Source organism: Bradyrhizobium sp. in8p8, from assembly GCF_000426845.1.
GTDB lineage: Bacteria > Pseudomonadota > Alphaproteobacteria > Rhizobiales > Xanthobacteraceae > Bradyrhizobium > Bradyrhizobium japonicum_C.
Genome location: NZ_AUGD01000013.1, coordinates 39986 through 65197, shown reverse-complemented (window position 1 = coordinate 65197; position 25212 = coordinate 39986). Strand labels below are relative to the sequence as shown.

Sequence of the window (25212 nt, the reverse complement as noted above, 5' to 3'; positions counted from 1 at the left end):
TTGCACCGGGGCTGCGCATTCGAGCAGATCGGAATGTCCCGGCTGCGCGCCTCAGGTCAGATGGGCAAGGCGGCGGAAGGGCGAGAAGCGACCGAGCAGGCTAAACCGGCGCCGCTCTCGGCGGGCTCGGGCGCGGCTCGCCCGCCACATCCGGAAGGTCGCCCGACGCTGCTCGAGGACGCCGGCAACGTCGCAGGTATTGGCGACGCGGTTGATGGGCGCCGTCGCGGCGTTGAGGGCGGCGCGGCACAGACCGGTGACGAGAGCCTTGGCGTCGTCGACGAAGGTGACGGCGATATCAACAGCGAGGGTTTGCATTTTGCAGGTCTCCAGGTTAATTTGAACAATGTTCACGTGAGTAGCTCGAGAATGAACAATGTTCAAGACGAATCGCTCCGCGATAAGAAAAAAATTCGGCGGCGGCTCCAAATCGTGGAGATCGCCCGTGGCATCATCTCAGCTAAGGGACTGAGATCATTGAAGGTTCGGGACGTCGCGGAGGCCGCCGGCTGCTCGGTCGGCAGCGTCTATAACGAGTTCGGAGACTTCGATGGGGTTATCCTGACCGTCAATCGGGAGACGGTTCAGGCGCTCACGGCGCAGCTCCGGGGCGTTCCTGCCGAAGATCCCGTTCGCCAGCTCTATGGCTTGGCCGCGACCTATCTCGATTTCTTTGCCGAGCACGCCAATCTGCTGCGCTCGCTGTTCGAGCATCGGATGGAGGACGACCGTCCCTACCCGGACGATATTCTTCAGATGGTGATGGATGCCTTCGCGTTGATGCATCCACCCCTGGTGCGGCTATTGCCGGATGCCGATGACGTGAAGATCGCGTTGCTGTCGCGCACGCTGTTTTCCGCCGTGCATGGCATCATCTCGCTCGGCCTCGAGGAGCGCATGGTGGCCGTGCCGCCGCAGATGCTGCGCCAGCAGATCGAACAGTTTGTCGACACTCATCTCACGGGCCTCGGGATTCTGCCCCGGAGCTGACAACGAGCTGCTTAAGCGCGCGCCGGCTCGCGGAGCCGTGCCGCAACAACGACCACATCAGGTCTCCCGCCCTCGACCTGAACGCTGTTGCGTCCCTTTTCCTTGGCGCGGTAGCAGGCGGCATCCGCGCGCCGCATCGCATCTTCGAGCGTGGTGTTGCGGTCGGTGATGCAGGCGACGCCGATGCTGGCGGTCACGGAAAAGCAGCGGTCGCCCCAGGCGAAATTGAACATCTCGAGCGATCTGCGCAGACGCTCGGCGATATCGACAGCCTCGTAGGGCGGGCAGCGCGGCAGGATCAGGCAGAATTCGTCACCGCCGAGCCTAGCCACAAGATCATGTGCATGCCGGTCCTGCTGCAGGAGGCGCGAGACCTCGCAGAGCAGGCGGTCGCCGGCAAGGTGGCCACAGTTGTCGTTGACACTCTTGAACTGGTCGAGGTCGAGCAGGATGAGGCCGAACGCACCCGCCGCGGCATCGTCCAGCTCGCTTTGCAGGCGGGCCTCGAAGGCGCGGCGGTTGAACAGGCCGGTCAGCCCATCGTGCGACGCCTGCCAAGCCAGGCGCTCTTTCTCGGCATGCAAGGCGTGTTCGAACGCCTGCCGTTGCAGCACCAAACGCCGCGTATGCCAGATCAGAAGCAGGATCAGCGTCGCTGCGGTCAGGAGGTTGATGCAGGTCAGCGTCAACTTGATCGCGCGGGAGCCCTCGCCGAGGACGGTGGAGAACCGCTTTGCATGCACCGTGAATTGGCTGTTGAGCTCCGAGAGCCGCGACGCAAGAAACTGCAGGCGATCGTCTGCAATGGGGCCGTTTTCCAGTTCGGACCGGATGAGCTCGCCGAACACGCTGAGCTCCAGCAGCATGGGATCAGTGGCGGCCCATTCGCTGATCGCTTCCTGGAGGAAGCTGACACGGTTGAAGTAGCGAAACAGCCTGATCAGTCCTGGTACGTCATCGGGATGGTTGCCGCCCTGCAGGAAGCCGATGCGGGCGGTCTCGACGTCGACGGGATCGCGCTCGAGCGCCCAGCGCGCGAACTCGTCGCCGATGGGAACGGCAAGCGAGGCTCGATACTGCGCGAACAGGCTGGCCTCGCCCGAGTGCAGATAGCGGTTGAGGAAATAGACGGCGTTCTTTTGCGAACGCGACCATAGCGCTTCGCCCGCCACATAGGCGCGGACCGACGACATCACCTCGAGACTGAATCCCGCGATCGCCGCCTGGAGCACGACGACCATCACGAAAGGCGAGACGAGCTTGATGACGTGAAGGAAGCTGTGTCGCTCCGCTGACGTCGCTGTTCTGCGAAACACCTTATTCCCCAAGCCGATCAACGATCGCAGCGAAGCGTTGCGCCTGCAACACGAAGTAGACGGGATGGTTGCTTAACTCGATCTGAAAGGTGCGGAAGACTCCGTCAGAGGGTGAAGCCGTCGTGAAGCAGGCGCAAGCAAATCGCTTCAAATGCGGGTGAACTGGGACTGCTGGGGGTGACGATCCGATACCGCGCATCCCCTGTGCGCGGCTGCCTCGATCGAGAGAATTGGTGGGGTGCTACACCAGCACCGGCTTGCGCACGCGACCCGCGTCGCCGAACACGCGCAGGTAACGCTCGATCTCCGATGGAAGGCCGGTCGCCTTCTCCGGATTGTCGGAGAGCTTGACGGCCGGATGGCCATCGACCGACGAGACCTTGCAGACCAGCGAGATCGGATCGAGGTTGAACGAGCCGTCCGGCGTGCAGCCGACGAAGTCGTTGGTGAGGTTGGTGCCCCAGCCGAAGGAGAGCCGCACGCGGCCGGCGAAGTGGTGATAGGTCTCCTCGATCGAGCCGACGTCCATCGCGTCGGAAAAGACCAGCAGCTTGTCCTTGGGGTTGCGGCCCTTCCTCTGCCACCAGGCGATGATCTCTTCGCCTGCCTGGATCGGCGGCGCGCTGTCGGGACGGAAGCCGGTCCAGTCGGCAACCCATTCCGGCGCATCGCGCAGGAAGGCTTTGGTGCCGAAGGCGTCGGGCAGTGCGATCAGGAGATTGCCGCCATAGGTCTGGCGCCACTGGTCGAGGATGCGGTAGGGCGCCCAGCGCAGTTCCTCGTCGTCCCTGGCGAGCGCGGCCGCGACCATCGGCAGCTCATGCGCGTTGGTGCCGATGGCTTCGAGATCGTTGTCCATCGCGAGCAGCACGTTGGATGTGCCGATGAAGGACGGACCCAGGCCTTCCTTCACCGCCTCGACGCACCAGCGCTGCCAGAGAAAGCCGTGACGGCGGCGCGTGCCGAAGTCGGAGAGCCGCAAATTCTCGAGCTTGCGCAGCCGTTCCACCTTGGTCCACAGCTTGGCCTTGGCGCGGGCATAGAGCACGTCGAGCTCGAAGCGGCCGCGGCCCTTCATTGCAGCGCGCGAGCGCAGCTCGTTGATGATCGCAAGCGCCGGAATCTCCCACATCGTGGTGTGGGTCCAGGGACCATGGAAATGCAGCTCGTACTGGCCCTCGACCTTGCGCAGCTCGTACTCGGGCAGGCGGAACTCCGCCAGCCAGCGGATGAAGTCCGCCGAGAACATGTGGGTCTTGCCGTAGAAGGTGTTACCGGCCAGCCAGATCAGCTCTTTCTTGGTGAAGCGGATGGTGCGGGCGTGATCGAGCTGAGCGCGCAACTCACCCTCGTCGATGATCTCGGCGAGACGTACATGGCGCGAGCGGTTGATGACCGAAAAGGTCACCTGCTGATCCGGGTAGTCTTCCCGAATCATTTGTAACATCAATAGCTTGTAGAAGTCGGTATCAAGCAGGCTGCGGATAATGGGATCCAGCCGCCAGCTGTGATTGTAGGTCCGGCTCGCAATGTCGGTCACTGTCATGAAGGGATTTTAGCGCGGGGGCCGTCCCGCAACCAGTGGGTTTGCGGAGGGGCGGTCTTGTCGAACGCGGCACCGGCTATCACGGCTTGGCGGCCGTGGCCGCGACGGCCTCCAGCTGGCTCCTGATCCATCGGTGGGCCGGGTCCTTCTGGTAACGCTGATGCCAGACCATGAACATCGGCAGCTCGGCCAGGGTCCGCGTGCGAGACGCCAGCGGGATCGGCGCTTGCGCAAACCCGCGCATCACGCCGGCTGCGAGCAGGCTCGGCATGCTCGCAAGCATCTGCGACCCCCGCAGGAAGGACGGTACGCCGGAGAAGCTCGGCACCGAGATCGCGATATCGCGATGAAGCCCGTTTGCTGCCAGCCGGCGGTCGAAATCGAGCCGTTCGTTGTCGGTATAGACCACCGTGACGTGACGTGCCGCGAGATAGGCGCTGCGGCTGGCCGGTGCCGAACGGGCCTTTGCATCGTAGTAGCACACGTAATGATCCCTCAGCAGCCGCTTCTGCACGATGTCGACGCCGGACGGCGGCAGCGGAGTGATCAGGAGATCGCAGCGGTTCTCGCGCAGCATCGCAGGCGAAGGCGATTGCGAGGGGATCACGCGCAGGTTCAGGCTCCTCACTTGCGCGGCGACGTGGTCGAAGAAGCGCGGCAGCAGCAGGTCGCGCTGGAAATCATTGGCGGCGATCGTCAGCGACAGCTGGGCCTGCGCCGGCGCGAAGCTGACGCCGCCGGCAAAGCTGCGCATCTCGTCGATCAGCGCGCGCGCCTTCGTCGCGAGGGCCTGGGCATGCGCCGTGGCGACGATGCCGCGGCCGGATTTAGCGAACAGCGGATCGCCGGCAATCCGCCGCAGCTTGTTCAACCCGTGGCTGACCGCCGACTGCGTCAGCCCCAGACGTGTCGCGGCTGCCGTCACCGATCCCTCCTCCAGCACGGCGAGGAATAGCTCGAGGGCATGTCCGTCGAGGGCCAAATGATCGATTTCCTTCATGTGATTCATTATAATTCATCTATTTATCTTGAGAATAGAGGGTCCCATCATCTCCCGATAACCACGCCCGCCTCCGGGCTCCCAGGGAGAGACAACGTCGATGAACGCCCAGGCGCCAGCAGCCTTGCGGGATCCCCGCCTCAACAGCCCCGAGCCTTTTACGCCCCCGCTCGGCGATGGCGGCTTCTTCCAGCGCGATCGTTCCATCCATCCGCCGGCGCATGCGCCCGGTTACAAATCCTCGGTGCTGCGCTCGCCGCGCCAGTCGCTGCTGTCGCTGGAAAACTCGGTTTCGGAGATCACCGGGCCGGTGTTCGGGCACAATGATCTCGGCCCGCTCGACAACGATCTGATCCGCAACTACGCCAAGGACGGCGACCCCATCGGCGAGCGGATCATCGTGCATGGCCGCGTGCTGGACGAAACCGGCCGCGGGGTGCCGAACACGCTGGTCGAGTTCTGGCAGGCCAATGCCGGCGGCCGCTACCGGCACAAAAAGGACACCTATCTGGCGCCGATCGATCCGAATTTCGGGGGCTGCGGACGCGCGCTCACTGACGAAACCGGCTACTATTATTTCCGCACCGTGAAGCCGGGGCCTTATCCCTGGCGCAACTATGTCAACAGCTGGCGCCCGGCCCATATCCACTTCTCGGTGTTCGGCTCCGGCTTCGCGCAACGGCTGATCACGCAGATGTACTTCGAAGGTGACCCCCTGATTCCAATCTGCCCGATTCTGACGACGATCCCGGACAAGGATGCGCTCGACCGCCTCGTGGCGCCGCTCGACCTCAACGCCTCCAGCCCGTTCGATTCGCTCGCCTATCGCTTCGACATCGTGCTGCGCGGCCAGCGCTCCACCTATTTCGAAAATCGCACCGCGGGGAACTGAGCCATGCCGCAGCCGCTCAATTATCTCAAGGAAACTGCCTCGCAGACCGCCGGGCCCTACGTCCATATCGGCCTGATCCCGGCCATGGCCGGCTTCGACATCTTCGAGAGGAATTTCTCCAATGTGCTGGTGACGCCCAACACCAAGGGCGAGCGCATCACGCTGGAGGGCAAGGTGCTCGACGGCACCGGCACGCCGCTGCGCGACGTTCTGCTCGAGATATGGCAGGCCAATGCGGCCGGTCGCTACAACCATCCGGCGGATCGTTCGGCGGGCGCACTCGATGAGGACTTTCGCGGCTGGGGCCGCGCCGGGTCCGACTTCGACAGCGGCCTCGTCACCTTCGAGACCATCAAGCCCGGCGCGATCACCGACAAGGCGGGCCGCAAATGCGCACCGCATATCAATGTCTGGATCGTCGCGCGCGGCATCAACATCGGCCTCAACACGCGGCTCTACTTCTCGGATGAAGAGGCCGCCAACGCCGCCGACCCCGTGCTCAACCTGATCGAACAGCCGGTGCGCCGCAAGACCTTGATCGCAACGCGCAGCGAGCGCGCCGGCAAGGTCGTGTACGCCTTCACGATCAATTTGCAGGGGCCGGAGGAGACGGTGTTCTTCGACGTGTGAAGCCTCACGCCTCTTCGCCATGGAGCTGCGCGCGGAAGGCGCGCGGCGATAGGCCCGTGGCTGCGGCATAGACCCGGCTGAAATAGGCGGGGTCCTCGAAGCCGAGCGCGTAGGCGATCGTCGAGATCGGCAGGTTGGTGTAGACGAGGTTGCGCCGCGCCTCGCGGATCAGCCGGTTGAGGATCAAATGCGAGGCGGTATCGCCGGTCGCCCTTCGCGTGATCCGGTTGAGATGCGTCGGCGTCACCGACAGCGCCTTGGCATAGTCGGCGACGCTCCAGCGCTCGAGATGATGCTGCTCCAGCAGCGCCTCGAAGCGGCGGAACAGGCTGGATTCGGCAGTGCCGTTGCCGCCGCTCTCCCCTGAGAGCGCGCGCGCCACGAGCCCGACCATGGCCGAGGACAAGGCGCGGAGCACATGGGCACGGCCGAAATCGCGCGCGGCGTGCTCGGCGAAGATCTGCTTCATCGTGGCGCGGATCTGCGGCGTGCCGCGCACCACGGCGGATCGTGACAATGCGCCGCGCAAGCCCTCGGCCGCGAGCAGCGCCTCATCCAGGATCTCGGCGGCGATGGTCAACACCCAGCCCTGAGTGTCCGGTACGAAACGGAAGCCGTGAACGTGGCCGACAGGTACGTTGACGATTTGCATCGGCCTCAAGGGCACCACGCGCCCGTCGAGCGTCGCTTCGCCGCCGCCGCGCTCGATCAGCAAGACCTGGTGCAGCCGGGCATGACGATGCACGGCCAGCGTCCAGTCGTGCAGCACCGAACGGGATGCGATGGTCTCGCAGTGCACGACGTCGGGCAGGTCGCCGGACTCGCCGAACAAATTGTACACCCGGATCGCCGGGGCAGGGGCTGTGCTTCTCATGTTCGAATAGTACAAGACAAAGGCGAAACCCTCCATCCGTCTGCAGCGCAAAGTCTGCAAAAAAGTGCCGACGGGAGGACGCAATAATGAAAGTTCAGGTCTGTATCATCGGCGGCGGGCCGTCCGGGTTGCTGCTGTCCCAGCTGCTGCATCTCAAGGGCATCGACACGATCGTGCTGGAGAAATACAGCCGCGATCACGTGCTCGCCCGCATCCGCGCCGGCGTGCTCGAGCACGGCTTTGCCAAGCTGATGCGCGAGGCGCGGTGCGGCGAGCGGATGGACCGCGAGGGGGAGATCCACCGCGGGTTCGAGATCGCCCATGACGGCGTGCTCTCCAAGATCGATCTGCACAAGCACTCAGGCGGCAATTCGGTGCTGGTCTATGGCCAGACCGAGCTGACGCGCGACCTGTACGAGGCGCGCGACCGGCTCGGCGGCAAGGTCGTGCACAATGCCGAGGACGTAACGCCGCATGATCTGACATCGGATCGTCCCTACGTCACCTACCGCTCGAACGGCGAAACGATCCGCATCGATTGCGACTACATCGTCGGCGCAGACGGCTTTCACGGTGTCAGCCGCAAGTCGATCCCGAAGGACGTGCTGCGCGAATACGAGAAGGTCTATCCGTTCGGCTGGCTGGGGGTGCTGTCGCGAACCAAGCCGGTATCGCCCGAGCTGATCTATGTGAAGCACGAGCGCGGCTTTGCGCTGTGCTCCCTGCGCTCGCAGGTGCTCAGCCGCTACTACATCCAGGTGCCACTGACGGACAAGGTGGAGGATTGGAGCGACGATGCGTTCTGGGCCGAGCTGAAGCGCCGCCTGCCGGAGGAGGTCGCCGGCCGCCTGATTACGGGACCCTCGATCGAGAAGAGCATCGCGCCTTTGCGCAGCTTCGTCGCCGAGCCAATGAGTTATGGCCGCCTGTTCCTTGCAGGCGATGCCGCGCACATCGTGCCGCCGACCGGGGCCCGCGGGCTGAACAGCGCCGCTTCCGACATCTACTATCTCTACCACGCCTTGCTCGCGCATTATCAGGGCGGCGACGATTCCGGTCTCAAAGGCTACTCCGCCAAGGCGCTCGCGCGGATCTGGAAAGCGCAACGCTTCTCCTGGTGGATGACGATGCTGCTGCACAGCTTTCCCGACCGGCTCGACTACGAGGATCGGCTCCAGCAGACGGAGCTGGACTATCTGCTCTCGTCCGAGACGGCGCAGCGCCTGCTTGCGGAGAATTACGTGGGGCTGCCGTTCTAGGCGGTCGCCCCGCGTACCCTCCAAGGGAGGGCAAGGGGGCGGCTACTTTCCTTCCAGCGTATTGACCGGCGTCCAGTCCGGCGGCGGCGGCGTCTCGGCTAGCGCCTTCGCTCGCCTGGCGAACATTGCCGAGGCTGGATCGGACTCCGCCAGCCGCTCGAACGTATTCGCCGCCTTCGCAAACTCTCTGGCTCGCCAGCAGGCAAGACCTTCCGCATACGCGGCAGCTGCCTTCGTCTGCTCGGTGCTCTCCGCACCGCTCTCCGCCAGCGGCTCGAACACCCTGATTGCTTCGCCGCGTCCCTGAACCCTGATCGCGTCGAGCTCGCGCCAGGCGAAGGTGTCGCCGGTCTGCGCCTTGGTGCTCTCAGAGGCCATGATGGCTGTGCCGTAATATTTGTTGGCCCCCTCCAGCCGCGAGGCGACGTTCACGGTATCGCTCATCACGGTGTAGTTGAAGCGGCGCCGCGAGCCGATATTGCCGACCACGGCCTCGCCGCTGTTCAGTCCGATGCGATGCGATATGTCGTGGCCGGCGAAGGCGGGATGGGCTTCGTTGAGCTCAGCCAGTTTCTCGTGGCATTTCAGCGCGGCGCGAACCGCGTTGCGCGCGTGCGCGGGATCGTCGGCCGGCGCGCCGAACATGGCGACGATGGAATCGCCGATGTACTTGTCGACGTAGCCGCCATGATTTTCGATGATGTCGGTCATGGCGGACAGATATTCGTTCATCAGCGTCACCAGCTCGCCCGGGGTCATGGTCTCGGCAATGGACGAGAAACCGCTGAGGTCGGAGAAGAACATGGTGACGTTGCGTATCTCGCCGCCGAGCGCCGGCATCTTGCCGGAGGCGACCATGGTCTCGATGACCTCGGGCGCGAGGTAGAGGGCAAAGCTCTTGCGCAGAAAACGCTCGTCGCGATCGGCCAGCACGAAGCGGTAGCCGATCATGATCGCGAGCGCGGCAAGGCCGGCCAGAGCCGGCTCGGCCAGCGGCAGCGCCAAGGCGTGCACGAAGGCGCTGACGGTGACGGCCCCGTAGACGAGCGTGAGGCCGAACCAGGCCATCAGTGCGGCGCCGGGCGCGAGCATGCAGGCTGCGATCGCGACGACGGCAGCGAATGCGATCGTGAGAAGGGACCGCCCGGGGAATCCGAGCTCGGTCACGGCGTCCCGCTCGATCAGATTTCGGACCGCAGCGGCGTGAACGAACACGCCGGCCACGTCGCTGCGGGCCTTCTGCGCGGCGCCTGCAGGTGAGGGGATGGCACAGCGCGGCGCCGGGGTCCCGTCATATCCGCCGGAGAGACGCATCGAGGTGAGCTTGCGGTCCTCGAAGTTGAGGATGGTGCCGAGCAGAACGACCTTGCCCTCGAAGGCACGGCGAAAGAAGTCGTGGTCGCCTTTTTCGACGCAGGCTCGCAGATCGGCGAAGGAGTAGGTCGGAACGTCGCGGCTAAGGCTTCGAAAATTCAGCGTCAGCGTGTTCGGCACGACGCCCGGGATCGCATAGCCGGCCAGCTCGGCCTTACCGGATGGCGCCACCTCGACCTTCGCGCCGAGTGCGCGCGCGGCGAGTTCGACGGCCATCGCCGGCACCGGCTTGCCGTCGATGGAGAAGGTGAGCGGCATCCGCCGGATGACATCGTCCGCATCGGTGTGGACGTTGAGGGCGCGGATGTTGTTTCGCACCGCCACCCGTTGCGCCTGGTAGGGCCGCTCCGGGTGGTCGTTGCTCAGGACCTCGCCGAGCACGAGCTTGCCGCTGTCGGAGATTTGTCGGAGCGCGATCAGGTAGTCCCGGTCGAATCCCCTCATGCGCGAGCCGAGCGGCCCGTCGCCAAACGGAATCTCGGACAGCTCGATCGAGCTTGGGAAGATGACGTCGTAGCCGATCACCTTGGCGCCGCCCTCACTGATGCTGCCGAGCACGCGCCCAATCTCACGTGTCCAGGTTTGCGTCGGCGATCCCTTGAAGGGTGGCGTCGCGTAAGTCTCCCCATCGATCGCCACGACGACGACCGGCGAGGCGGCGGGATCACGGCGGTCGCCAATGGTCTTGCCGCGCAGCGCCGTTAGGAGGTCGAGAGAGAGGCCTTGCAGGGCCTGAAGCGGCGGCGATGTGAAGACTGCGCCCGCGATGAGCGCAGTCAGGAATGCCGCAACGATGTCGCGCCTGCCGATCCGCCGCATCTCCCGTTGCTGGGCCGCCTATTCGAGCCGCAGCAGGCGACCGACGATCGGTGTCGGCGACGAGGTGGCGCTGGCATCGATCTGGAAGGCGTAGCGCTTGGCGCCGAGGATGGCGAGATAGCTTCCTCCTGGGGTCAGCGACTTCCCGGCTTTGGCAAAGTCGTAGAATTTGCCACGGACCATGGTTTCGCTCCTCAGCGGCACGGTGATCGTGGGTTCCTTGCCATCGGTGCGCTCGATGACCAGCGTGCTGCCGCTCTTGGCCTGCACCAGCGGGGCGACGCCGTAGAGCGTCGGCAGCTTGGACGGGGGGCCCTTGGCGTCCGACCGCACGTTGCGGAAGGTCGTTGCGGCGCTCTGGTTCGCCTGGCGTTCCGACAGCTTTGCCGCATTGGTATCGCAGGGCACCTTCTCCCGCTTGACCTCGCCCAGCTGCACGGTGCTCTGCTCAGTGCCGACCAGAACAACGCCTTCGCTGATCGTCTCGCGCTCGCATGATTTGAGGTAGCTGAGCGTGATGCTGGCCTTGGGCCCGAGCTTGATGATCTTTCCCGCTGCCACATAGTCCATGAAGGCGATGCCGTCGACCTTTCCTTGGACGTCCTCGACGATCGCGGCAGGAGTCTCCGCCAGCGCGGGGGCCGCAAGGCAGAAGGCACCAAGGACGGCGCCGATCAGGCTTCTCATGGGAATTCTCATCCAATTCGACGATGCACTACCGGCCCGTCCCGGTTCGATGCTTACAGCAGGGTGCCCCAAGCAAGTGTGACCAGAATCACTCTTAGTTGTTGGTGCCACTTTAGCAGGAACAGGTTCAAACCGGCGACCAGAGAAAATGGAGCCGGGGCAAGAAGTTGGTCGGTTCGTCATGTCAGGCGGTCGGGGCTGCCTCGGCCGAATGATCCTCCACCGGGCAGCTCTCGGCCGCACTCTCTATATCAGGAGCGAGAGGGGCCCCGCTTTTCTGAAGAGGCGTCTCACCGGCGGCGATCCCGACCACCTCGTCCCAGCGCGACAGGAACGCCTGGACGCAGGCCGGGTCGAACTGCTTGCCCTGATTCTCAATCAGGTAGTTGCGCGCCATCTCGATCGCCATCGGCTCCTTATATGGCCGCCGCGTCGTCAGGGCGTCGAAGACGTCCGCGACGGCGACCACGCGGGCGGCGACCGGGATGGCCTCCGCCTTGAGGCCGTTCGGATAGCCCGCGCCGTCCCAGCGCTCGTGATGGCTCGCGGCAATTTGCGCACCGAGCCGGATCAGCTCGCAGCTGGAATCGGCCAGTATTCGTTCGCCGATCGCGGCATGCGTCCGGATCACCGCCATCTCGTCCTCGGTGAGCCTGCCTGGCTTGAGCAGGATATTGTCGGGGATGGCGACCTTGCCGACGTCGTGCAGAGGCGCGGCGAGATAGATGTCGCGGCAAAGCCGGGCGGGCAGGCCGAGCTGTTCGGCGATCACGCGGCTGTAGCGCGCGACTCTCAGGGTGTGCTCGCCGGTATCATTGTCGCGGTATTCGACCGCGAGCGCGAGCCGCAGGATGATCTCCTCTTCGCGCTCGCCGAGCTTTCGCGTTGCTGCTGCGACTTCGCTGGCCAGGTGCGCGGCGCGGTCGTTGAGCTTGCGCACGGCTGCACCAAGCTGAATCAAATTCCGCAGGCGCACCGTCATTTCGAGGCTTTGTGGCTTCTTCGGCAGGAAATCGGTTGCACCGGCCTGCAGCGCTTCCATCTTGATGTCGTCGGTCTGGCGCGAGGTGACCATCGCGATCGGGATGTCGGCGCAGCCGGGAAGCCTGCGGAAGCTGCGAATGAAGCTGATGCCGTCCATATGCGGCATCTCGTAATCCACCAGCACCAGATCGAAGACGCGCCCCCGCGCGCAAGCCAGCGCCTCCACGGGATCGAGGAAGGCGGTGGCCTCGACCAGACCTTCTGCCTCGATATGACGTTTCAGGAAGTTGAGGACGGAGCGGCTGTCATCAACCAGCAGCGCTTGGGTCAGCATTGGTGGCGGGGGCTCTCTTCACTGCCAAAGACACGAGGCCAAGCCATAACCCGGGCGAATTTAACGCGAAGCAAATGCGCGGAAACAGTGCCGGCGCGGAGGCGTCGCCTGAAATTTCGGCAGGTTGTGCCCGCGGCATGAAGTTGCGCGAAATCCCCGAGGATGTGACCCGTAGTTGTACGGACCGCCGCGTTAGGGTTTTGCTCACTCGATTCGCGCCAAACGTGTAGCGAAGTTTTAGCAAAGGCGAATGCAGCGATGTCGCTCAATTCCACGGAGCCAAAATGGTCGTTGCGGTTGCCCGCTGATTGCAGCATCGCCGCCATTCGCAGCGTCTATGACCTCATTCGCGAGGCGTTCGGCCGCCAGGAGCGGCTCGAGATCGACTGCTCGAACGTGGACAAGGCCGATGTGACCTCGATCCAGCTTCTGCTGTCGACCGCCAAGACCGGCGAGGCCCAGGGCCGCCCCGTGGTCTTGACCTCCTTCTCGCAATCTCTGCGCAACACCCTTCGCCGCGCCGGCTTTGCCAGCGAAGCGATGATCGATCAGCACTTCCCGCAAAAGAAAGATGGCACCTGATGGCCACGATTCTCACCGTCGACGATTCGCCCAGCATCCGGCAGATGATCAAGGTCGTGCTCGAGCCGGCCGGTCACAACGTGATCGAGGCCGGTGATGGCGCCCAAGGGCTGGCCAAGGCGCAAGCCGGCAAGCTGGACCTCGTGATCACCGACCTCAACATGCCGGTCATGAACGGGCTGGAGTTGATCCGCGCGCTGCGCAAGCTGCCGAACGCTGTCGGAATGCCCATCGTATTCCTGACCACCGAATCCAATGACACGGTGAAGCAGGAAGCCAAGAGCGCCGGCGCCACCGGCTGGATCACCAAGCCCTTCAAACCCGAGCAATTGCTGGCCGTGGTCGGCAAGCTGGTGCGCGCATGAGTGCGATGGATCCGACCGAGATCTTTCGTCAGGAAGCCAGCGAACTTTTCGAGGTTCTTGAAGGATCGCTGCTCGATCTCGGTCTACGTCCCGATGACCGCGAACTGGTCGATTCCGCCTTTCGTGCCCTGCATACGATCAAGGGCTCGGGCGCCATGTTCGGCTTCGACAAGGTCGCCTCGTTCACCCACGAATTCGAGACCGCCTTCGATCGCGTTCGCAAGGGCGAGATCAAGCCGACGCAGGAGCTGATCTCGGTCGCGCTTGCCGCCAAGGACTATATCCGAGCGTTGATCGAGGATCCGCAGTCGACCGACGACATTATCGGCGAAGCCATCCTCGACGATCTCAAGCGCTTCGTCTCGGCCGACACGCCCACCGTTCCGGTCGTCGAGATCGCCGGGGCGCCGCCGCTGGCGCCAGTGGAGAGCAAGCGGGCCGGCTGGCACCTTTATCTGGAATTCGAATCCCATATCCTGCGCAACGGCTCCAATCCGCTCGATCTGCTGGAAGATCTCTGCAAGCTCGGTCCCTGCTTCGTGGTGCCTGTCACCGACGGCGTCCCGTTTCTCGATGAGATGGAGCCAGAGGATTGCTATCTGAAATGGGACGTCAAGCTGCACGCGGCCTGCGACAAGGACGCGATCGACGACGTCTTCATGTTCGTCCAGGACGAGATGAGGCTGACGCTGTCGCCGCTGGAGCAGGTCGAAGCGCCCGCGCCGGCTCCGTTGCTCCAGCTTCTCGACGAAGAGCCCGCGCCGCCGGCCGAGACGGCCGTAGTGATGGCCGATGCCGCTCCCGCGCCGGTTGCCGAGCAACCCGCTGCAAAGGCAGAGCCCACGGCGCAGGTTGCGAAGTCCGAAGCTGCGACCGAGCCAAAGGCCGAGATCAAGCGTGAAGCGGCCCCCGCCCGCCGCGAGGACGCCAAGCAGGAGCGGGGCATCGCCACCGTCCGCGTCCAGGCCGAGCGCCTCGACGAGCTGATGGACCGCGTCGGCGAGCTCGTCATCGCCCAGGCGCGATTGACCCAGCTCGCGGCCTCCGGCTCCGACCTCTCGATCAAGATGATCGCTGAGGAAATCGAGCGTCTTGCTTCTTCTCTGCGCGACACCACGATGGGTGCGCGCATGGTGCCGATCGGCTCGCTGTTCGGCCGCTTCCGTCGCCTCGTGCACGATCTGTCGCGGGATCTCTCCAAGCCCGTCGAATTCGTCACCTCGGGCGAGGATACCGAGCTCGACAAGACCATGATCGAGTGCCTGGCTGATCCGCTGGTGCACCTCATCCGCAATGCCATCGACCACGGCATCGAAGACACCGCCACGCGCGCTGCCAACGGCAAGACCGAGCAGGGCCGCATCGAGCTCGCCGCCGTCCATTCCGGCGCGCAGGTGCTCGTCACCGTGAAGGACAATGGCGGTGGCCTCAACACGGCGCGCATCCGTGCGAAGGCGGAAGAGCAGGGATTGATCGCGGCCGGTGCCGTGCTCAGCGATCACGAGATCCACCAGTTCCTCTTCCACCCGGGCTTCTCGACCGCGCAGACGATCTCGGCGCTGTCGGGCCGCGGCGTGGGCATGGACGTAGTCAAACGCACCATCGAGAACATGCGCGGCTCTATCGACCTGTCGACCAGGCCGGGCCAGGGTACCACCGTGACGCTACGCCTGCCGCTGACGCTCGCGATCATCGAGGGTCTGTTGATCCGGGTCGGCGAAGGCCGCTACATCATTCCGCTCTCGGCGGTGGAGGAGTGCGTCGAGCTGACCGCGGAGGACGAGCGTTCGCGCGGCCGCAACTTCCTCAACGTGCGCGGCAATCTCGTGCCCTTCCTGCGTCTGCGCGAGATCATGTCCTCGTCGGGCGCACCCGACCGGCACCAGAAGACGATCATCATCTCCACAGGCGAAACCCGGGTCGGCCTAGTCGTCGACCAGATCATTGGCAATCACCAGACGGTGATCAAGTCGCTGTCCAAGCTGCATTCGGACGTCACGATCTTCTCGGGTGCGACGATCCTGGGCGACGGCACGGCGGCGCTGATCCTCGACGTTGCGCAGCTGGTCACGCTGGCGCAGTCCCAGGTCGAAAAACAGCACATCAGCGAGGCGGCATGATGAACGAGGGGGTGGCGGGCGAGCATCAGTCCGGCGCGATGCAGGTCGTGATGATCGGTCTCGGAGAGGAAAAGTTCGCGCTCGATGCGGGCCTCGTGCGCGAAATCATCGATCCCGTTCCCGTGACCAAGGTCGCGGGCGCGCGCGCATTCGTTCCAAGCGTGATCAACGTGCGCGGCAATGTCATTCCGCTCGCGGACTTGCGTATCCGCTTCGGGATGCCGCAGCTGGATGATTCTGCCGATACACGCATCGTTGTCATCGAGCTCGATCTCGACGGGGAGCCGGTTCTGGTCGGCGTAACCGCGGACAAGGTCTACGAGGTCACAGAGATCTCGCAAGCCGACGTGCAGCAGACACCGCGAGTCGGTATGCACTGGAAGCCGGAGTTCATTCGCTTCATCGCGAAGTGGCGTGAAGAGTTCGTCATCGTTCCGAACATGGAACGCATTCTGAATTGAAGTCGGTCTGTGAAAGACTGTGGGGGCTTGGGGGCTCGATATGCGGTTCACTATCAAGGCAAAGCTGGCGTGTGCGTTCGGCGTGATCATTCTGTTGTCAGGAGTCACGGGCGGACTGGCATATCTGAAGCTCGCGCAACAAGTCGAGGTTTCCGCGGATTTCGTCGTGCGCGCCGCGCGCATAGATAAGGCCGGAGAGCTGCAGAACAACGTACTCTATCAGACCAGGGCTGAGCGAGACATCATACTCGCGGCAAGCGATGCGGAGATGCTCAAGCTGGTCGACGAAATCAAGAAGCATCGCTCCGAGGCGACCCGGCTTCTCAGCGAGATCAAGGCCACGGCGTCGGATGTCGGCAAGCATATGCTGGACAAATTCTCGGCGGCCTACGACAAGATGAATGCCGGCGAGGACGCTATGCTCAGCCTGGCATTGAAGAACTCCAACTATCGGGGCGCCCAATTGTGGACCTCTGATGGAGCGCCGGTTCTGAAGCAGTGGAACGACGCTCTCGATGCCTCTCTTGCCGAATTGAATCGTTTGACGGCTTCGCCCGAGAAGAGCAACGCGCTTCTAGCCATCTATGCCATCAGGCTGGAAGGTGTGCGTCTACAACGGCAGGTCGCCCTGTCGTTCTCGGCGTCGAGCATGGAGGAGCTCAATGCCGCGATCAAGGCGATCGCGGACGAGCAAGAGGCACTCAGGGTCGCACTCAAGCAGGGCGCCGCTCCCATGTCCGCGGTCGGCTTGTCGTCGACGAACATTGTCAGCTACACGGATCGTCTCTTCAATGTCGTCTCCCGCGTGGTCGAGATCGTGAAAGAAGGCGGCAACATAAAGGCGTCGGCGATGGCCGCGGTCGAAGGAAGAGCGAACGCGGCCGAGGCAATCTCCACCTCGGGCGAGTATATCAGCCTGGTGAAGAAGCAGATGGCGGAAATGTCGGCGGCATCCGCGCAGGAGGCAGGTCAGGCCAAGATTCTTCTGGTCAGCGTCATCGGATTGTCACTCCTGGTTGGTGCGACGTCCGCGATCATGATGGCCCTTAGCATCAGCCGTGGACTGTCCCGCGCGGTCAACCTTGCCGGAGCCGTCGCAAACGGCGATCTGAGCCAGACAATCTCGGTCAAGAGCAATGACGAAATCGGCGACCTTGTTCGTTCGCTGAATGCGATGGTTGAGAAGCTCCGACAAGTCGTGTCGGAGGCACTCACTGCTGCTCAGAACGTATCTGCCGGCAGTCAGGAGCTGTCCGCCAGCGCCGAGCAGCTGTCGCAGGGCGCTACGGAGCAGGCGTCGTCGGCAGAAGAAGCCTCGTCCTCCATGGAGGAAATGGCCTCCAACGTGAAGCAGAATGCCGATAATGCCAACCAGACCGAAAAGATTGCCGCACAGTCGGCGCGTGATGCCGAGTCCAGCGGTAGTGCCGTCGGCCGTGCCGTTCACGCGATGCAGACCATCGCCGAAAAGATCACTATTGTGCAGGAGATCGCGCGGCAGACCGACCTGCTTGCACTGAACGCGGCCGTGGAAGCGGCGCGCGCGGGCGAGCACGGCAAGGGTTTCGCAGTGGTCGCGTCCGAGGTACGCAAGCTCGCCGAGCGGAGCCAGGCGGCAGCCGCCGAGATCGGCACGTTGTCGACCGAGACGGTGAAGGTCGCGCAGGAAGCGGGAGAAATGCTGTCCAAGCTGGTGCCCGACATCAAGAAGACGGCAGAACTCGTTCAGGAGATCACCGCCGCGTGCCGCGAGCAGGATGTCGGCTCGGCCCAGATCAATCAGGCCATCCAGCAACTCGACAAGGTCGGCCAGCAGAACGCCAGCGCATCCGAGCAGGTCTCCTCGACTTCGGAGGAACTGGCCTCGCAGGCCGAGCAGTTGCAATCGACGATTTCCTTCTTCCGTATCGATGACGCCGCGCGCAATTCGAAGGCTGCTCCTCAGGAAGTCGACCGGGCCGTTGGTCAACTTCGCGCCAAGGCTGCAAAGATGGCGGCCGCTGATCGCCGCGGCAGGGCGCCCGTTGCCAAGCCGGCACGAGCGTTGAAGGTCGCCGGTGGCGGTGGTTTTGCTTTCGATATGGATGAGGTCGGCGACGATCGGGACGCCGAGTTTCAGCGATAGACGCTCCTCCGGGACGCGGGCAGTCGCGCTCGCGTTCCTTCCAAAATCAGACCAGGTCGAACTCAAGGGACTTGAAACATGAGATTCACCGTCAAGGCAAAGCTCGCCAGTGCTTTCGGCCTCGTCATCGTCCTGTCCATGATTGCCGGTGGCGTCGCCTACATGAAATTCGGTGATATGATGGCGACGGCCGACAGCATGGTCCTTCGCGCCAAGCGCATGGAAAAGGCCACCCAGATCGAGAGGGACATTCTGCTCCAGCTTCGGGCCGAGAAGAACGCCATCCTGGCGACCGGCGCCGATGTAGAACAGTTTGCCGCTGACGCCGCCAAGCGTCGTGAGCACGCGACGAAGACGCGGGACGAAGTGCACGCTCTGGCGAGCGAAGCCGGTAGAAAGCTGCTCGACAACTTCGCCGCAACCTACGCCAAGATGAACGCGTACCAGGACGAGACGATCCGGCTGGCAAGGACGGATAAGGCGAAGGCGACGGAGCGCTCGATGAACGAGGGCCGCAAGGTCGTCGCGGATGCGCTGGAGGCGATGAGCGCTTACGTCGAGAATACGAAGACACAGATGAGCGATCAGGCCGTCCACGCGCAAGAGGAGGGGCAGAAGGCACAGTTCATGCTGATGACGCTGATCGGCGTGTCGCTGGTGATCGCGATCGGGGCTGCTTTGTGGATTTCGATCTCGATCAGCCGTGCGCTTGGCGGCGCAGTGGGTCTTGCCAACGCGGTCGCGATGGGCGACCTCAGCCAGAATGTCGAGGTCAAGAGCAACGACGAGGTCGGCGATCTCATCAAGTCGCTGAACGCAATGACTGCGAACCTCAACGCGACGGCGGCGATCGCCAACGAGGTCGCGCAAGGCAATCTGGCCGTCGAAGCCAAGCGTCTGTCCGACAAGGACACTTTGGGACTTGCGCTCGAGCGCATGATCGCGAGCCTGAATGCCAGTGCGGAGGTCGCCAACGAGATCGCGCGCGGCAATCTCACGGTCGAAGCCAAGCGGATTTCTGACAAGGACAAGCTCGGCGTCGCGCTGGAAACCATGGTGCAGAGGCTCCGGCAGATCGTGTCCGAAGCCTTGACCGCGGCTCAGAACGTCTCGGCCGGGAGCCAGGAGCTGTCCGCAAGTGCCGAACAGCTCTCGCAGGGAGCGACCGAGCAGGCCTCATCCGCCGAGGAAGCTTCGTCCTCGATGGAGGAGATGGCTTCGAACGTGAAGCAGAACGCGGACAATGCCAATCAGACCGAGCGGATCGCCGCACAATCGGCCAAGGACGCAGAGGCGAGCGGCGCGGCCGTCGGGCGGGCCGTTCAGGCGATGCAGACCATCGCGGAGAAGATCACCATCGTGCAGGAAATTGCGCGGCAAACCGACCTGCTCGCCCTCAACGCGGCGGTAGAGGCCGCTCGCGCCGGCGAGCACGGCAAGGGCTTCGCCGTGGTGGCCTCGGAGGTGCGCAAGCTCGCCGAACGCAGCCAGGCGGCAGCCGCCGAGATCGGCACCCTCTCGACTGAAAGCGTGAAGGTCGCCCAGGAAGCGGGCGGCATGTTGTCCAAACTCGTTCCCGACATCAAGAAGACGGCTGAACTGGTCCAGGAGATCACGGCCGCCTGCCGCGAGCAGGACGTCGGCGCGGCTCAGATCAACCAGGCGATCCAGCAGCTTGACAAGGTCGGCCAGCAGAATGCCAGCGCGTCCGAGCAGGTATCTTCAACGTCGGAGGAACTGGCGTCGCAGGCCGAGCAGCTGCAGTCGACGATCTCGTTCTTCCGAATCGAGGAAGGTGGGAAGGCCAAGGCTGCTCCGCAGGAGATCGAGCATGCCGTCGGTCGGCTTCGCGCCAAGGCGGCGAAGATGGCCGCAGCCGATGGCGGCGCCAGGAGGCCGGCTGTCAGGCCGGCTCGCGCCCTGAGGGTCGGCGGTGGCGGCTTTGCCTTTGAAATGGACGACGCCGACGACGACCGCGACGCGGAGTTTCAACGCTAAACGGTCCGAACGGGCCTCTCTCGAACCTCTTGATCGAATGGACGCATCATGGCCGCAACCTCGCAATACCTGACGCTCGGGCTCGCCGGCGAGACGTTCGGCATCAGCATTCGCAATGTCCGGGAGATCCTCGACATGCGGCCGATCTCGCGCCTGCCGCATGCGCCGAGCTTCCTGCTCGGCATGATCGACGTGCGCGGCAGCGGCTATCCGATCGTCGACCTCAGGACCAAGCTCGGCCTGCCGAACGTGGCCGCGACCGAGGCGACGCGTATCATCATCCTCGACGTGCCGATGAAGGACCGTCTGGTCGGCGTGGGCTTTGTCGCCGACTGCGTGTTCGAGGTTACCGACATCGATGAACAGGCGATCGAGCCGATCCCGGAAGTCGGCGGAAAATGGCAGTCCGACTATGCGGCTGGAATCGGCCGCAAGGGGGAGAAGTTCGTCGTGATCTTCGACCTCGCCAAGTTGATGGCCAACGACGAGGTTCCAGAAGTCCGCGACACCGTCCCGGATGCGTTCTGCGCCGCCTGAGTCCGCAAAAGCGATGCGTCGTCACACGTAAGCACCCCAATTCGAACCAACGAGACTGACATGAGATTCACCGTCAAGGCCAAACTTGCGAGCGCGTTCGGCGCAGTCATCATTCTCTCGATGATTACGGGCGGGGTCGCCTATAAGTCTCTCTCCACTTTGACCGAGCAGCAGGAGCGCATCGTCGACCAGGCCTACCGCACGAAATTGGCCGCCGACGTCATGAGTGCAATCCAGGCGCAACAGCGCGCCGAAAGCCGCATGATCCAGGCGGTCTCGGACAAGGACACTCAAGACAATTACAATGCGATGCTGACCCGTCGCGAGAAGATGCTCAAGCTCAACGGCGAGCTCTACAGCAAAGCAAGCGAGGCCGGTCGCCGCTTGCTTGATCAGGCCGCCGGTCCGATCAAGCGCATGAACGAGTTGGAAGATCAGGCTGGCAAGTTTGCGCTGCTCAACTCCAATCACCGGGCTTCGCAGCTGTGGAAGTCCGAAGGACAGGTCGCGGTCAAGAATCTGGACGCGATGTTGGATGCAGCGCTCGCGGAGCTCGGCGGCAACGGCTCCGAGAGCCAGCGTGCTGCTGCGTTGCTGACAGCCCGCGCCGAGGTCGCGAGGCTCGCGCGCTCGATCGTCTTGACCTATTCGACCTCGACGGCGCAGGAAGCAGATGCGGATGTGAAGGAGACCATGCAGCGGCTGGCCGATCTCAAGGCATCCGTGGCTCAAGCGAGTCAACCGGGCGCGACCAATGCCATCAATGCGCAGCTGGATCGCCTGACGAACGTCGTGGAGAATGTTGCGCGTCTTGCCCTGGAAGCCGGCAACCTGAAGGCGGCGGCCATCGCCAGCGGTGAAGGCCGTAAGGCCTTCAATGAGGCGCTGGATGCCATCGAGCAATATGTCCAGAGAAACGAGAAGCAGATGGCCGAGGTCGCGGAGGAGGGTGCCAGGGACGCGACCTTCGCAAAGATGCTCCTGATCAGCATGATCTGCGCCTCACTGTTGATCGCAATCGCTTCGGCGACCTGGATCGCGCTCAATATCAGCCGTGGGTTGGCCCGTGCAGTCGGTCTTGCCAATGCGGTCGCGGTCGGCGATCTCGGCCAGAAGATCAGCGTTTCGAGCAACGACGAGGTCGGCGACCTGGTGTCGTCTCTCAACGCGATGACCGCCAATCTGAATGCCACTGCGGCGGTCGCCAACGAGATCGCGCAAGGCAACCTGACCGTGGAAGCCAAGCCGCTGTCGGAGAAGGACACACTGGGCATCGCGCTGGAACGCATGATCGAGAAACTTCGCCAGATCGTGTCCGAAGCTCTCACTGCGGCGCAGAACGTCTCCGCCGGCAGCCAGGAACTGTCAGCCAGCGCCGAGCAGCTCTCGCAGGGCGCGACCGAGCAGGCGTCGTCCGCAGAGGAGGCCTCCTCCTCGATGGAGGAGATGGCCGCGAACGTGAAGCAGAACGCCGACAATGCCAGCCAGACCGAGAAGATCGCGGCGCAGTCCGCCAAGGATGCGGAGGCTTCCGGTGCCGCGGTCGGCCGCGCCGTCAGCGCGATGCAGACCATCGCCGAGAAGATCACGATCGTCCAGGAGATCGCGCGCCAGACCGATCTGCTCGCGCTCAACGCGGCCGTGGAAGCCGCGCGCGCAGGCGAGCACGGCAAGGGCTTTGCGGTGGTCGCCTCGGAGGTGCGCAAGCTCGCCGAACGTAGCCAGGCGGCTGCGGCCGAGATCGGCACTCTCTCGACCGACACCGTCAAGGTGGCGCAGGAGGCCGGCGCCATGCTCTCCAAGCTGGTTCCGGACATCAAGAAGACGGCTGAGCTCGTCGAAGAGATTACAGCAGCCTGCCGCGAGCAGGACGTGGGCTCGGCCCAGATCAACCAGGCCATCCAGCAACTCGACAAGGTCGGTCAGCAAAACGCCAGCGCATCCGAGCAGGTGTCCTCGACCTCCGAGGAACTTGCCTCGCAAGCGGAGCAACTGCAGTCGACCATCGCCTATTTCCGGATCGACCATGGCTCGATTAAGCAGGCATCGGCGCCGATCGACCGCGCGGTCAATCAGCTGCGGGCCAAGGCTGCGACCATGGCGGCCGTCGAGCGTCCGGCGAGGAAGCCGCAGGCCAAGCCGGCGCGCGCCGTCAAAGCTGCCGGCGGCGGCGGTTTCGCCTTCGACCTGAATGACGGCGAGGACGATCGGGACGCCGATTTCCAGCGCTAGGACCTCCGGAACCGGTCCGCCCCCGGTCGAGCCCGCTTTCTGTCAACGCATAGGATCAAGATGGCCCTTATGGCCCGACATTCAGTGCAGGCTGCCCTTCCGGACTTGGGCCATCGTTCATGATGCCCGCCATCCAAGATACCGCCGTGCATCTGTCCGACCGCCACTTCCGGACCATCGCCGAACTCATCGAGGGGCAGGTCGGCATCAAGCTGCCGCAGGGCAAGCGGCTGATGCTGGAGGGGCGGCTGCACAAGCGCGTGCGCGCATTGAACTTCTCCGACCTCAATGAATACGTCGAGAGCCTGTTCGAGGGCGATCATTTTGACACCGAGCTTACGCATCTCATCGATGTAGTAACGACCAACAAGACCGACTTCTTCCGCGAGCCCCAGCATTTCACCTTCTTGCGGGATGTCGCGGTCCCCGCCTTGCTCAAGTCGCATGGACGGAAGAACGCGAATCTGAAGGTCTGGAGCTCGGCGAGTTCTACCGGAATGGAAGCCTACACGGCCGCGATGGTGTTGGACGACATGACGCGGAACGGCTTGCGCTTTCAGTATCGCATCCTCGGGACGGACATCTCGACGGCGGTGCTGCGCCTCGCCAAGACCGCGATCTACACCCGCGACGTGCTCGCTCCGGTGCCGGAGCCTTTCGTGAAGCGCTATTTCCTGTCGTCGCGGAACAAGGTCAGCGGTGAGGTGCGGGTGGTGCCGGAATTGCGGCGCATGACGCATTTCATGAGGATGAACCTCATGGACAAGTCCTATCCCGTCGATCGCGATGTCGATATCATCTTCTGCCGCAACGTCCTGATCTATTTCGAGCGCGAGACTCAGCGCAAGGTCGTCGAGCAATTGTGCAGCCATTTGCGTCCGGGCGGCTATCTGCTGGTCGGGCACTCGGAATCGATGATTCACAGCGCGGTGCCGGGTCTGAAGCAGGTCCAGCCCACCATCTTCCAGGTTTGATCGGAGCGCCGCCCCAAATGCCGAAGGAGAAAGTTCGCGTACTGATCGTGGACGATTCGGCGTCGGTGCGCCAAATCCTGCTGACGATCCTGAGTGAGGATCCCGAGATCGAAGTGATGGCCACGGCATCCGACCCGTTCGTTGCCGCCAAGCGGCTCGAGAAGGAGCTGCCCGACGTCATCATTCTCGACCTCGAGATGCCGCGCATGGACGGCATGACCTTCCTGCGCAAGATCATGGCGCAGCGGCCGATTCCGGTGATCATCTGCTCCTCGCTCACGGAGGAGGGATCGAGCGTCATGTTCGAGGCGTTCGAAGCGGGTGCGGTCGATATCGTTCCGAAGCCGAAGATCGACACGCGGCAGGCACTGCTCGAATGCTCCACACGGCTGCGAGAGGCCGTGAAGTCGGCAGCCCGAGCCCGGGTGCGTCCGCGTGCCGCGCGCCGGGAGATCGAGAAGAAACTGACGGCCGATGCCATCATCCCTCCGCCGGTGCAGGGCAAGGTCCGTCCGACGACGGAACGCATCGTGTGCATCGGCGCCTCGACCGGCGGAACCGAAGCGCTCAATGACGTCCTTGAAATGCTGCCGGCCCACTGTCCGCCGATCGTGATCGTCCAGCACATGCCGGCAGGCTTCACCGCGGCCTTTGCCAGGCGTCTGGACAGTGTCTGCCAGATCAGGGTCAAGGAGGCCGAGGACGGCGAGCCGGTTTTGCCGGGCTGCGCCTATATCGCGCCCGGTGCCCGGCACATGCTGCTCCAGCGCATCGGCGTGCGCTACCAGATCGCAATCAAGGACGGCCCGCCGGTATCGCGGCATCGCCCGTCGGTCGACGTGCTGTTCCGCTCGGCGGCCCAGCATGCAGGCGCCAACGCGCTCGGCGTGATCATGACCGGCATGGGCGATGACGGCGCGCGCGGAATGCTGGAGATGCGCAAGCTTGGCGCCTCGACCCGGGCGCAGGATGAAGAGAGCTCCGTGGTGTTCGGCATGCCCAAGGAAGCCATCGCCCATGGCGGCGTCGAGAAGGTCGTCTCGCTGCACCAGATCCCGCGCGAAATCATGCTCTGGTATCAGGCCGGGCAGCCCGTGGTGGCAGGTTGACCGC

The 25212-nt window shown here is 63.7% G+C and carries 21 protein-coding genes; 14 read left to right on the top strand and 7 right to left on the bottom strand.

Features of this window, described 5'->3' with window-relative positions; all coding sequences use genetic code 11:
- The first annotated feature begins 369 nt into the window (after window positions 1-369).
- Entirely contained in the window at window positions 370-990 is a 621-nt protein-coding gene (locus K408_RS0128325; protein WP_024341618.1) for a TetR/AcrR family transcriptional regulator, read from the top strand.
- An 11-nt stretch (window positions 991-1001) separates the two neighbouring features.
- On the opposite strand, the gene K408_RS0128320 is transcribed toward K408_RS0128325, so the two are convergent.
- From K408_RS0128320 to K408_RS0128310, 3 genes are all read right to left on the bottom strand, one after another.
- Window positions 1002-2306 (bottom strand): sensor domain-containing diguanylate cyclase, encoded by a 1305-nt coding sequence (locus tag K408_RS0128320; protein WP_024341617.1) that lies wholly within the window; start codon window positions 2304-2306, stop codon window positions 1002-1004.
- A 241-nt stretch (window positions 2307-2547) separates the two neighbouring features.
- Window positions 2548-3852 carry a nicotinate phosphoribosyltransferase gene (pncB, locus tag K408_RS0128315; protein ID WP_024341616.1) on the bottom strand — a complete coding sequence of 435 codons (1305 nt, stop codon included), beginning with the start codon at window positions 3850-3852 and terminating at the stop codon, window positions 2548-2550.
- Between the two features lie 79 nt (window positions 3853-3931).
- Complete coding sequence (locus K408_RS0128310; RefSeq protein WP_024341615.1) at window positions 3932-4861, bottom strand: LysR family transcriptional regulator; 930 nt, start codon at window positions 4859-4861, stop codon at window positions 3932-3934.
- 91 nt (window positions 4862-4952) lie between these two features.
- On the opposite strand from K408_RS0128310, the gene pcaH reads away from it, so the two are divergent.
- Window positions 4953-5744, top strand: coding sequence for a protocatechuate 3,4-dioxygenase subunit beta (pcaH, locus tag K408_RS0128305; protein ID WP_024341614.1), 792 nt, complete (start codon window positions 4953-4955; stop codon window positions 5742-5744).
- Between the two features lie 3 nt (window positions 5745-5747).
- Window positions 5748-6374, top strand: a complete 627-nt coding sequence (gene pcaG, locus K408_RS0128300; protein WP_024341613.1) for a protocatechuate 3,4-dioxygenase subunit alpha — start codon at window positions 5748-5750, stop codon at window positions 6372-6374.
- Window positions 6375-6378: 4 nt separating this feature from the next.
- On the opposite strand, the gene K408_RS0128295 is transcribed toward pcaG, so the two are convergent.
- Window positions 6379-7284: a helix-turn-helix domain-containing protein gene (locus tag K408_RS0128295; protein WP_024341612.1), complete on the bottom strand. Its 906-nt coding sequence runs from the start codon at window positions 7282-7284 to the stop codon at window positions 6379-6381.
- A gap of 50 nt (window positions 7285-7334) precedes the next feature.
- On the opposite strand from K408_RS0128295, the gene pobA reads away from it, so the two are divergent.
- Window positions 7335-8507 carry a 4-hydroxybenzoate 3-monooxygenase gene (gene pobA, locus K408_RS0128290; RefSeq protein WP_024341611.1) on the top strand — a complete coding sequence of 391 codons (1173 nt, stop codon included), beginning with the start codon at window positions 7335-7337 and terminating at the stop codon, window positions 8505-8507.
- A gap of 42 nt (window positions 8508-8549) precedes the next feature.
- Here pobA and K408_RS0128285 read toward each other — a convergent pair whose 3' ends face one another.
- The 3 genes from K408_RS0128285 to K408_RS0128275 form a co-directional block, all read right to left on the bottom strand.
- Window positions 8550-10700 (bottom strand): adenylate/guanylate cyclase domain-containing protein, encoded by a 2151-nt coding sequence (locus K408_RS0128285; protein ID WP_024341610.1) that lies wholly within the window; start codon window positions 10698-10700, stop codon window positions 8550-8552.
- A gap of 18 nt (window positions 10701-10718) precedes the next feature.
- Window positions 10719-11387 (bottom strand): hypothetical protein, encoded by a 669-nt coding sequence (locus K408_RS0128280; protein ID WP_024341609.1) that lies wholly within the window; start codon window positions 11385-11387, stop codon window positions 10719-10721.
- A gap of 184 nt (window positions 11388-11571) precedes the next feature.
- Window positions 11572-12705: an HD domain-containing phosphohydrolase gene (locus K408_RS0128275; protein WP_024341608.1), complete on the bottom strand. Its 1134-nt coding sequence runs from the start codon at window positions 12703-12705 to the stop codon at window positions 11572-11574.
- A 258-nt stretch (window positions 12706-12963) separates the two neighbouring features.
- Here K408_RS0128275 and K408_RS0128270 point away from each other — a divergent pair, with 258 nt between their 5' ends.
- The 10 genes from K408_RS0128270 (at window position 12964) to K408_RS0128225 (ending at window position 25208) form a co-directional block, all read left to right on the top strand.
- On the top strand, window positions 12964-13287 hold the full coding sequence (locus K408_RS0128270; protein ID WP_024341607.1) for an STAS domain-containing protein: 324 nt from the start codon (window positions 12964-12966) through the stop codon (window positions 13285-13287).
- Complete coding sequence (locus tag K408_RS0128265) at window positions 13287-13652, top strand: response regulator (RefSeq protein ID WP_024341606.1); 366 nt, start codon at window positions 13287-13289, stop codon at window positions 13650-13652. Before K408_RS0128270 ends, K408_RS0128265 begins: the two co-directional genes overlap by 1 nt.
- Window positions 13649-15772: a chemotaxis protein CheA gene (locus K408_RS0128260; protein ID WP_024341605.1), complete on the top strand. Its 2124-nt coding sequence runs from the start codon at window positions 13649-13651 to the stop codon at window positions 15770-15772. The genes K408_RS0128265 and K408_RS0128260 overlap by 4 nt, the downstream gene beginning before the upstream one ends.
- The gene (locus tag K408_RS0128255; RefSeq protein ID WP_024341604.1) at window positions 15769-16233 is read left to right on the top strand and encodes a chemotaxis protein CheW; all 465 of its coding nucleotides are present in this window, start codon (window positions 15769-15771) and stop codon (window positions 16231-16233) included. Before K408_RS0128260 ends, K408_RS0128255 begins: the two co-directional genes overlap by 4 nt.
- A 40-nt stretch (window positions 16234-16273) precedes the next feature.
- Window positions 16274-18358: a HAMP domain-containing methyl-accepting chemotaxis protein gene (locus K408_RS0128250; RefSeq protein ID WP_024341603.1), complete on the top strand. Its 2085-nt coding sequence runs from the start codon at window positions 16274-16276 to the stop codon at window positions 18356-18358.
- 78 nt (window positions 18359-18436) lie between these two features.
- Complete coding sequence (locus tag K408_RS0128245) at window positions 18437-20356, top strand: HAMP domain-containing methyl-accepting chemotaxis protein (protein ID WP_024341602.1); 1920 nt, start codon at window positions 18437-18439, stop codon at window positions 20354-20356.
- A gap of 48 nt (window positions 20357-20404) precedes the next feature.
- Window positions 20405-20893 (top strand): chemotaxis protein CheW, encoded by a 489-nt coding sequence (locus K408_RS0128240; RefSeq protein ID WP_024341601.1) that lies wholly within the window; start codon window positions 20405-20407, stop codon window positions 20891-20893.
- A gap of 60 nt (window positions 20894-20953) precedes the next feature.
- Window positions 20954-23125, top strand: coding sequence for a HAMP domain-containing methyl-accepting chemotaxis protein (locus K408_RS0128235; protein WP_024341600.1), 2172 nt, complete (start codon window positions 20954-20956; stop codon window positions 23123-23125).
- A 119-nt stretch (window positions 23126-23244) separates the two neighbouring features.
- A complete protein-coding gene (locus tag K408_RS0128230) occupies window positions 23245-24099 on the top strand; it encodes a CheR family methyltransferase (protein ID WP_024341599.1) in 855 nt (284 codons plus the stop codon).
- Window positions 24100-24116: 17 nt separating this feature from the next.
- Window positions 24117-25208, top strand: coding sequence for a protein-glutamate methylesterase/protein-glutamine glutaminase (locus K408_RS0128225; RefSeq protein WP_024341598.1), 1092 nt, complete (start codon window positions 24117-24119; stop codon window positions 25206-25208).
- The last annotated feature ends 4 nt before the right edge of the window (window positions 25209-25212 follow it).

Excerpts from the sequence above, each read along its gene's own strand:
- K408_RS0128325 (WP_024341618.1), top strand. The coding sequence starts at position 370 with ATGAACAATGTTCAAGACGAATCGCTCCGCGATAAGAAAAAAATTCGG.
- pncB (WP_024341616.1), bottom strand. The coding sequence starts at position 3,852 with ATGACAGTGACCGACATTGCGAGCCGGACCTACAATCACAGCTGGCGG.
- K408_RS0128310 (WP_024341615.1), bottom strand. The coding sequence starts at position 4,861 with ATGAATCACATGAAGGAAATCGATCATTTGGCCCTCGACGGACATGCC.
- pcaH (WP_024341614.1), top strand. The coding sequence starts at position 4,953 with ATGAACGCCCAGGCGCCAGCAGCCTTGCGGGATCCCCGCCTCAACAGC.
- pcaG (WP_024341613.1), top strand. The coding sequence starts at position 5,748 with ATGCCGCAGCCGCTCAATTATCTCAAGGAAACTGCCTCGCAGACCGCC.
- K408_RS0128295 (WP_024341612.1), bottom strand. The coding sequence starts at position 7,284 with ATGGAGGGTTTCGCCTTTGTCTTGTACTATTCGAACATGAGAAGCACA.
- pobA (WP_024341611.1), top strand. The coding sequence starts at position 7,335 with ATGAAAGTTCAGGTCTGTATCATCGGCGGCGGGCCGTCCGGGTTGCTG.
- K408_RS0128285 (WP_024341610.1), bottom strand. The coding sequence starts at position 10,700 with ATGCGGCGGATCGGCAGGCGCGACATCGTTGCGGCATTCCTGACTGCG.
- K408_RS0128280 (WP_024341609.1), bottom strand. The coding sequence starts at position 11,387 with ATGAGAAGCCTGATCGGCGCCGTCCTTGGTGCCTTCTGCCTTGCGGCC.
- K408_RS0128275 (WP_024341608.1), bottom strand. The coding sequence starts at position 12,705 with ATGCTGACCCAAGCGCTGCTGGTTGATGACAGCCGCTCCGTCCTCAAC.
- K408_RS0128270 (WP_024341607.1), top strand. The coding sequence starts at position 12,964 with ATGTCGCTCAATTCCACGGAGCCAAAATGGTCGTTGCGGTTGCCCGCT.
- K408_RS0128265 (WP_024341606.1), top strand. The coding sequence starts at position 13,287 with ATGGCCACGATTCTCACCGTCGACGATTCGCCCAGCATCCGGCAGATG.
- K408_RS0128260 (WP_024341605.1), top strand. The coding sequence starts at position 13,649 with ATGAGTGCGATGGATCCGACCGAGATCTTTCGTCAGGAAGCCAGCGAA.
- K408_RS0128255 (WP_024341604.1), top strand. The coding sequence starts at position 15,769 with ATGATGAACGAGGGGGTGGCGGGCGAGCATCAGTCCGGCGCGATGCAG.
- K408_RS0128250 (WP_024341603.1), top strand. The coding sequence starts at position 16,274 with ATGCGGTTCACTATCAAGGCAAAGCTGGCGTGTGCGTTCGGCGTGATC.
- K408_RS0128245 (WP_024341602.1), top strand. The coding sequence starts at position 18,437 with ATGAGATTCACCGTCAAGGCAAAGCTCGCCAGTGCTTTCGGCCTCGTC.
- K408_RS0128240 (WP_024341601.1), top strand. The coding sequence starts at position 20,405 with ATGGCCGCAACCTCGCAATACCTGACGCTCGGGCTCGCCGGCGAGACG.
- K408_RS0128235 (WP_024341600.1), top strand. The coding sequence starts at position 20,954 with ATGAGATTCACCGTCAAGGCCAAACTTGCGAGCGCGTTCGGCGCAGTC.
- K408_RS0128230 (WP_024341599.1), top strand. The coding sequence starts at position 23,245 with ATGATGCCCGCCATCCAAGATACCGCCGTGCATCTGTCCGACCGCCAC.
- K408_RS0128225 (WP_024341598.1), top strand. The coding sequence starts at position 24,117 with ATGCCGAAGGAGAAAGTTCGCGTACTGATCGTGGACGATTCGGCGTCG.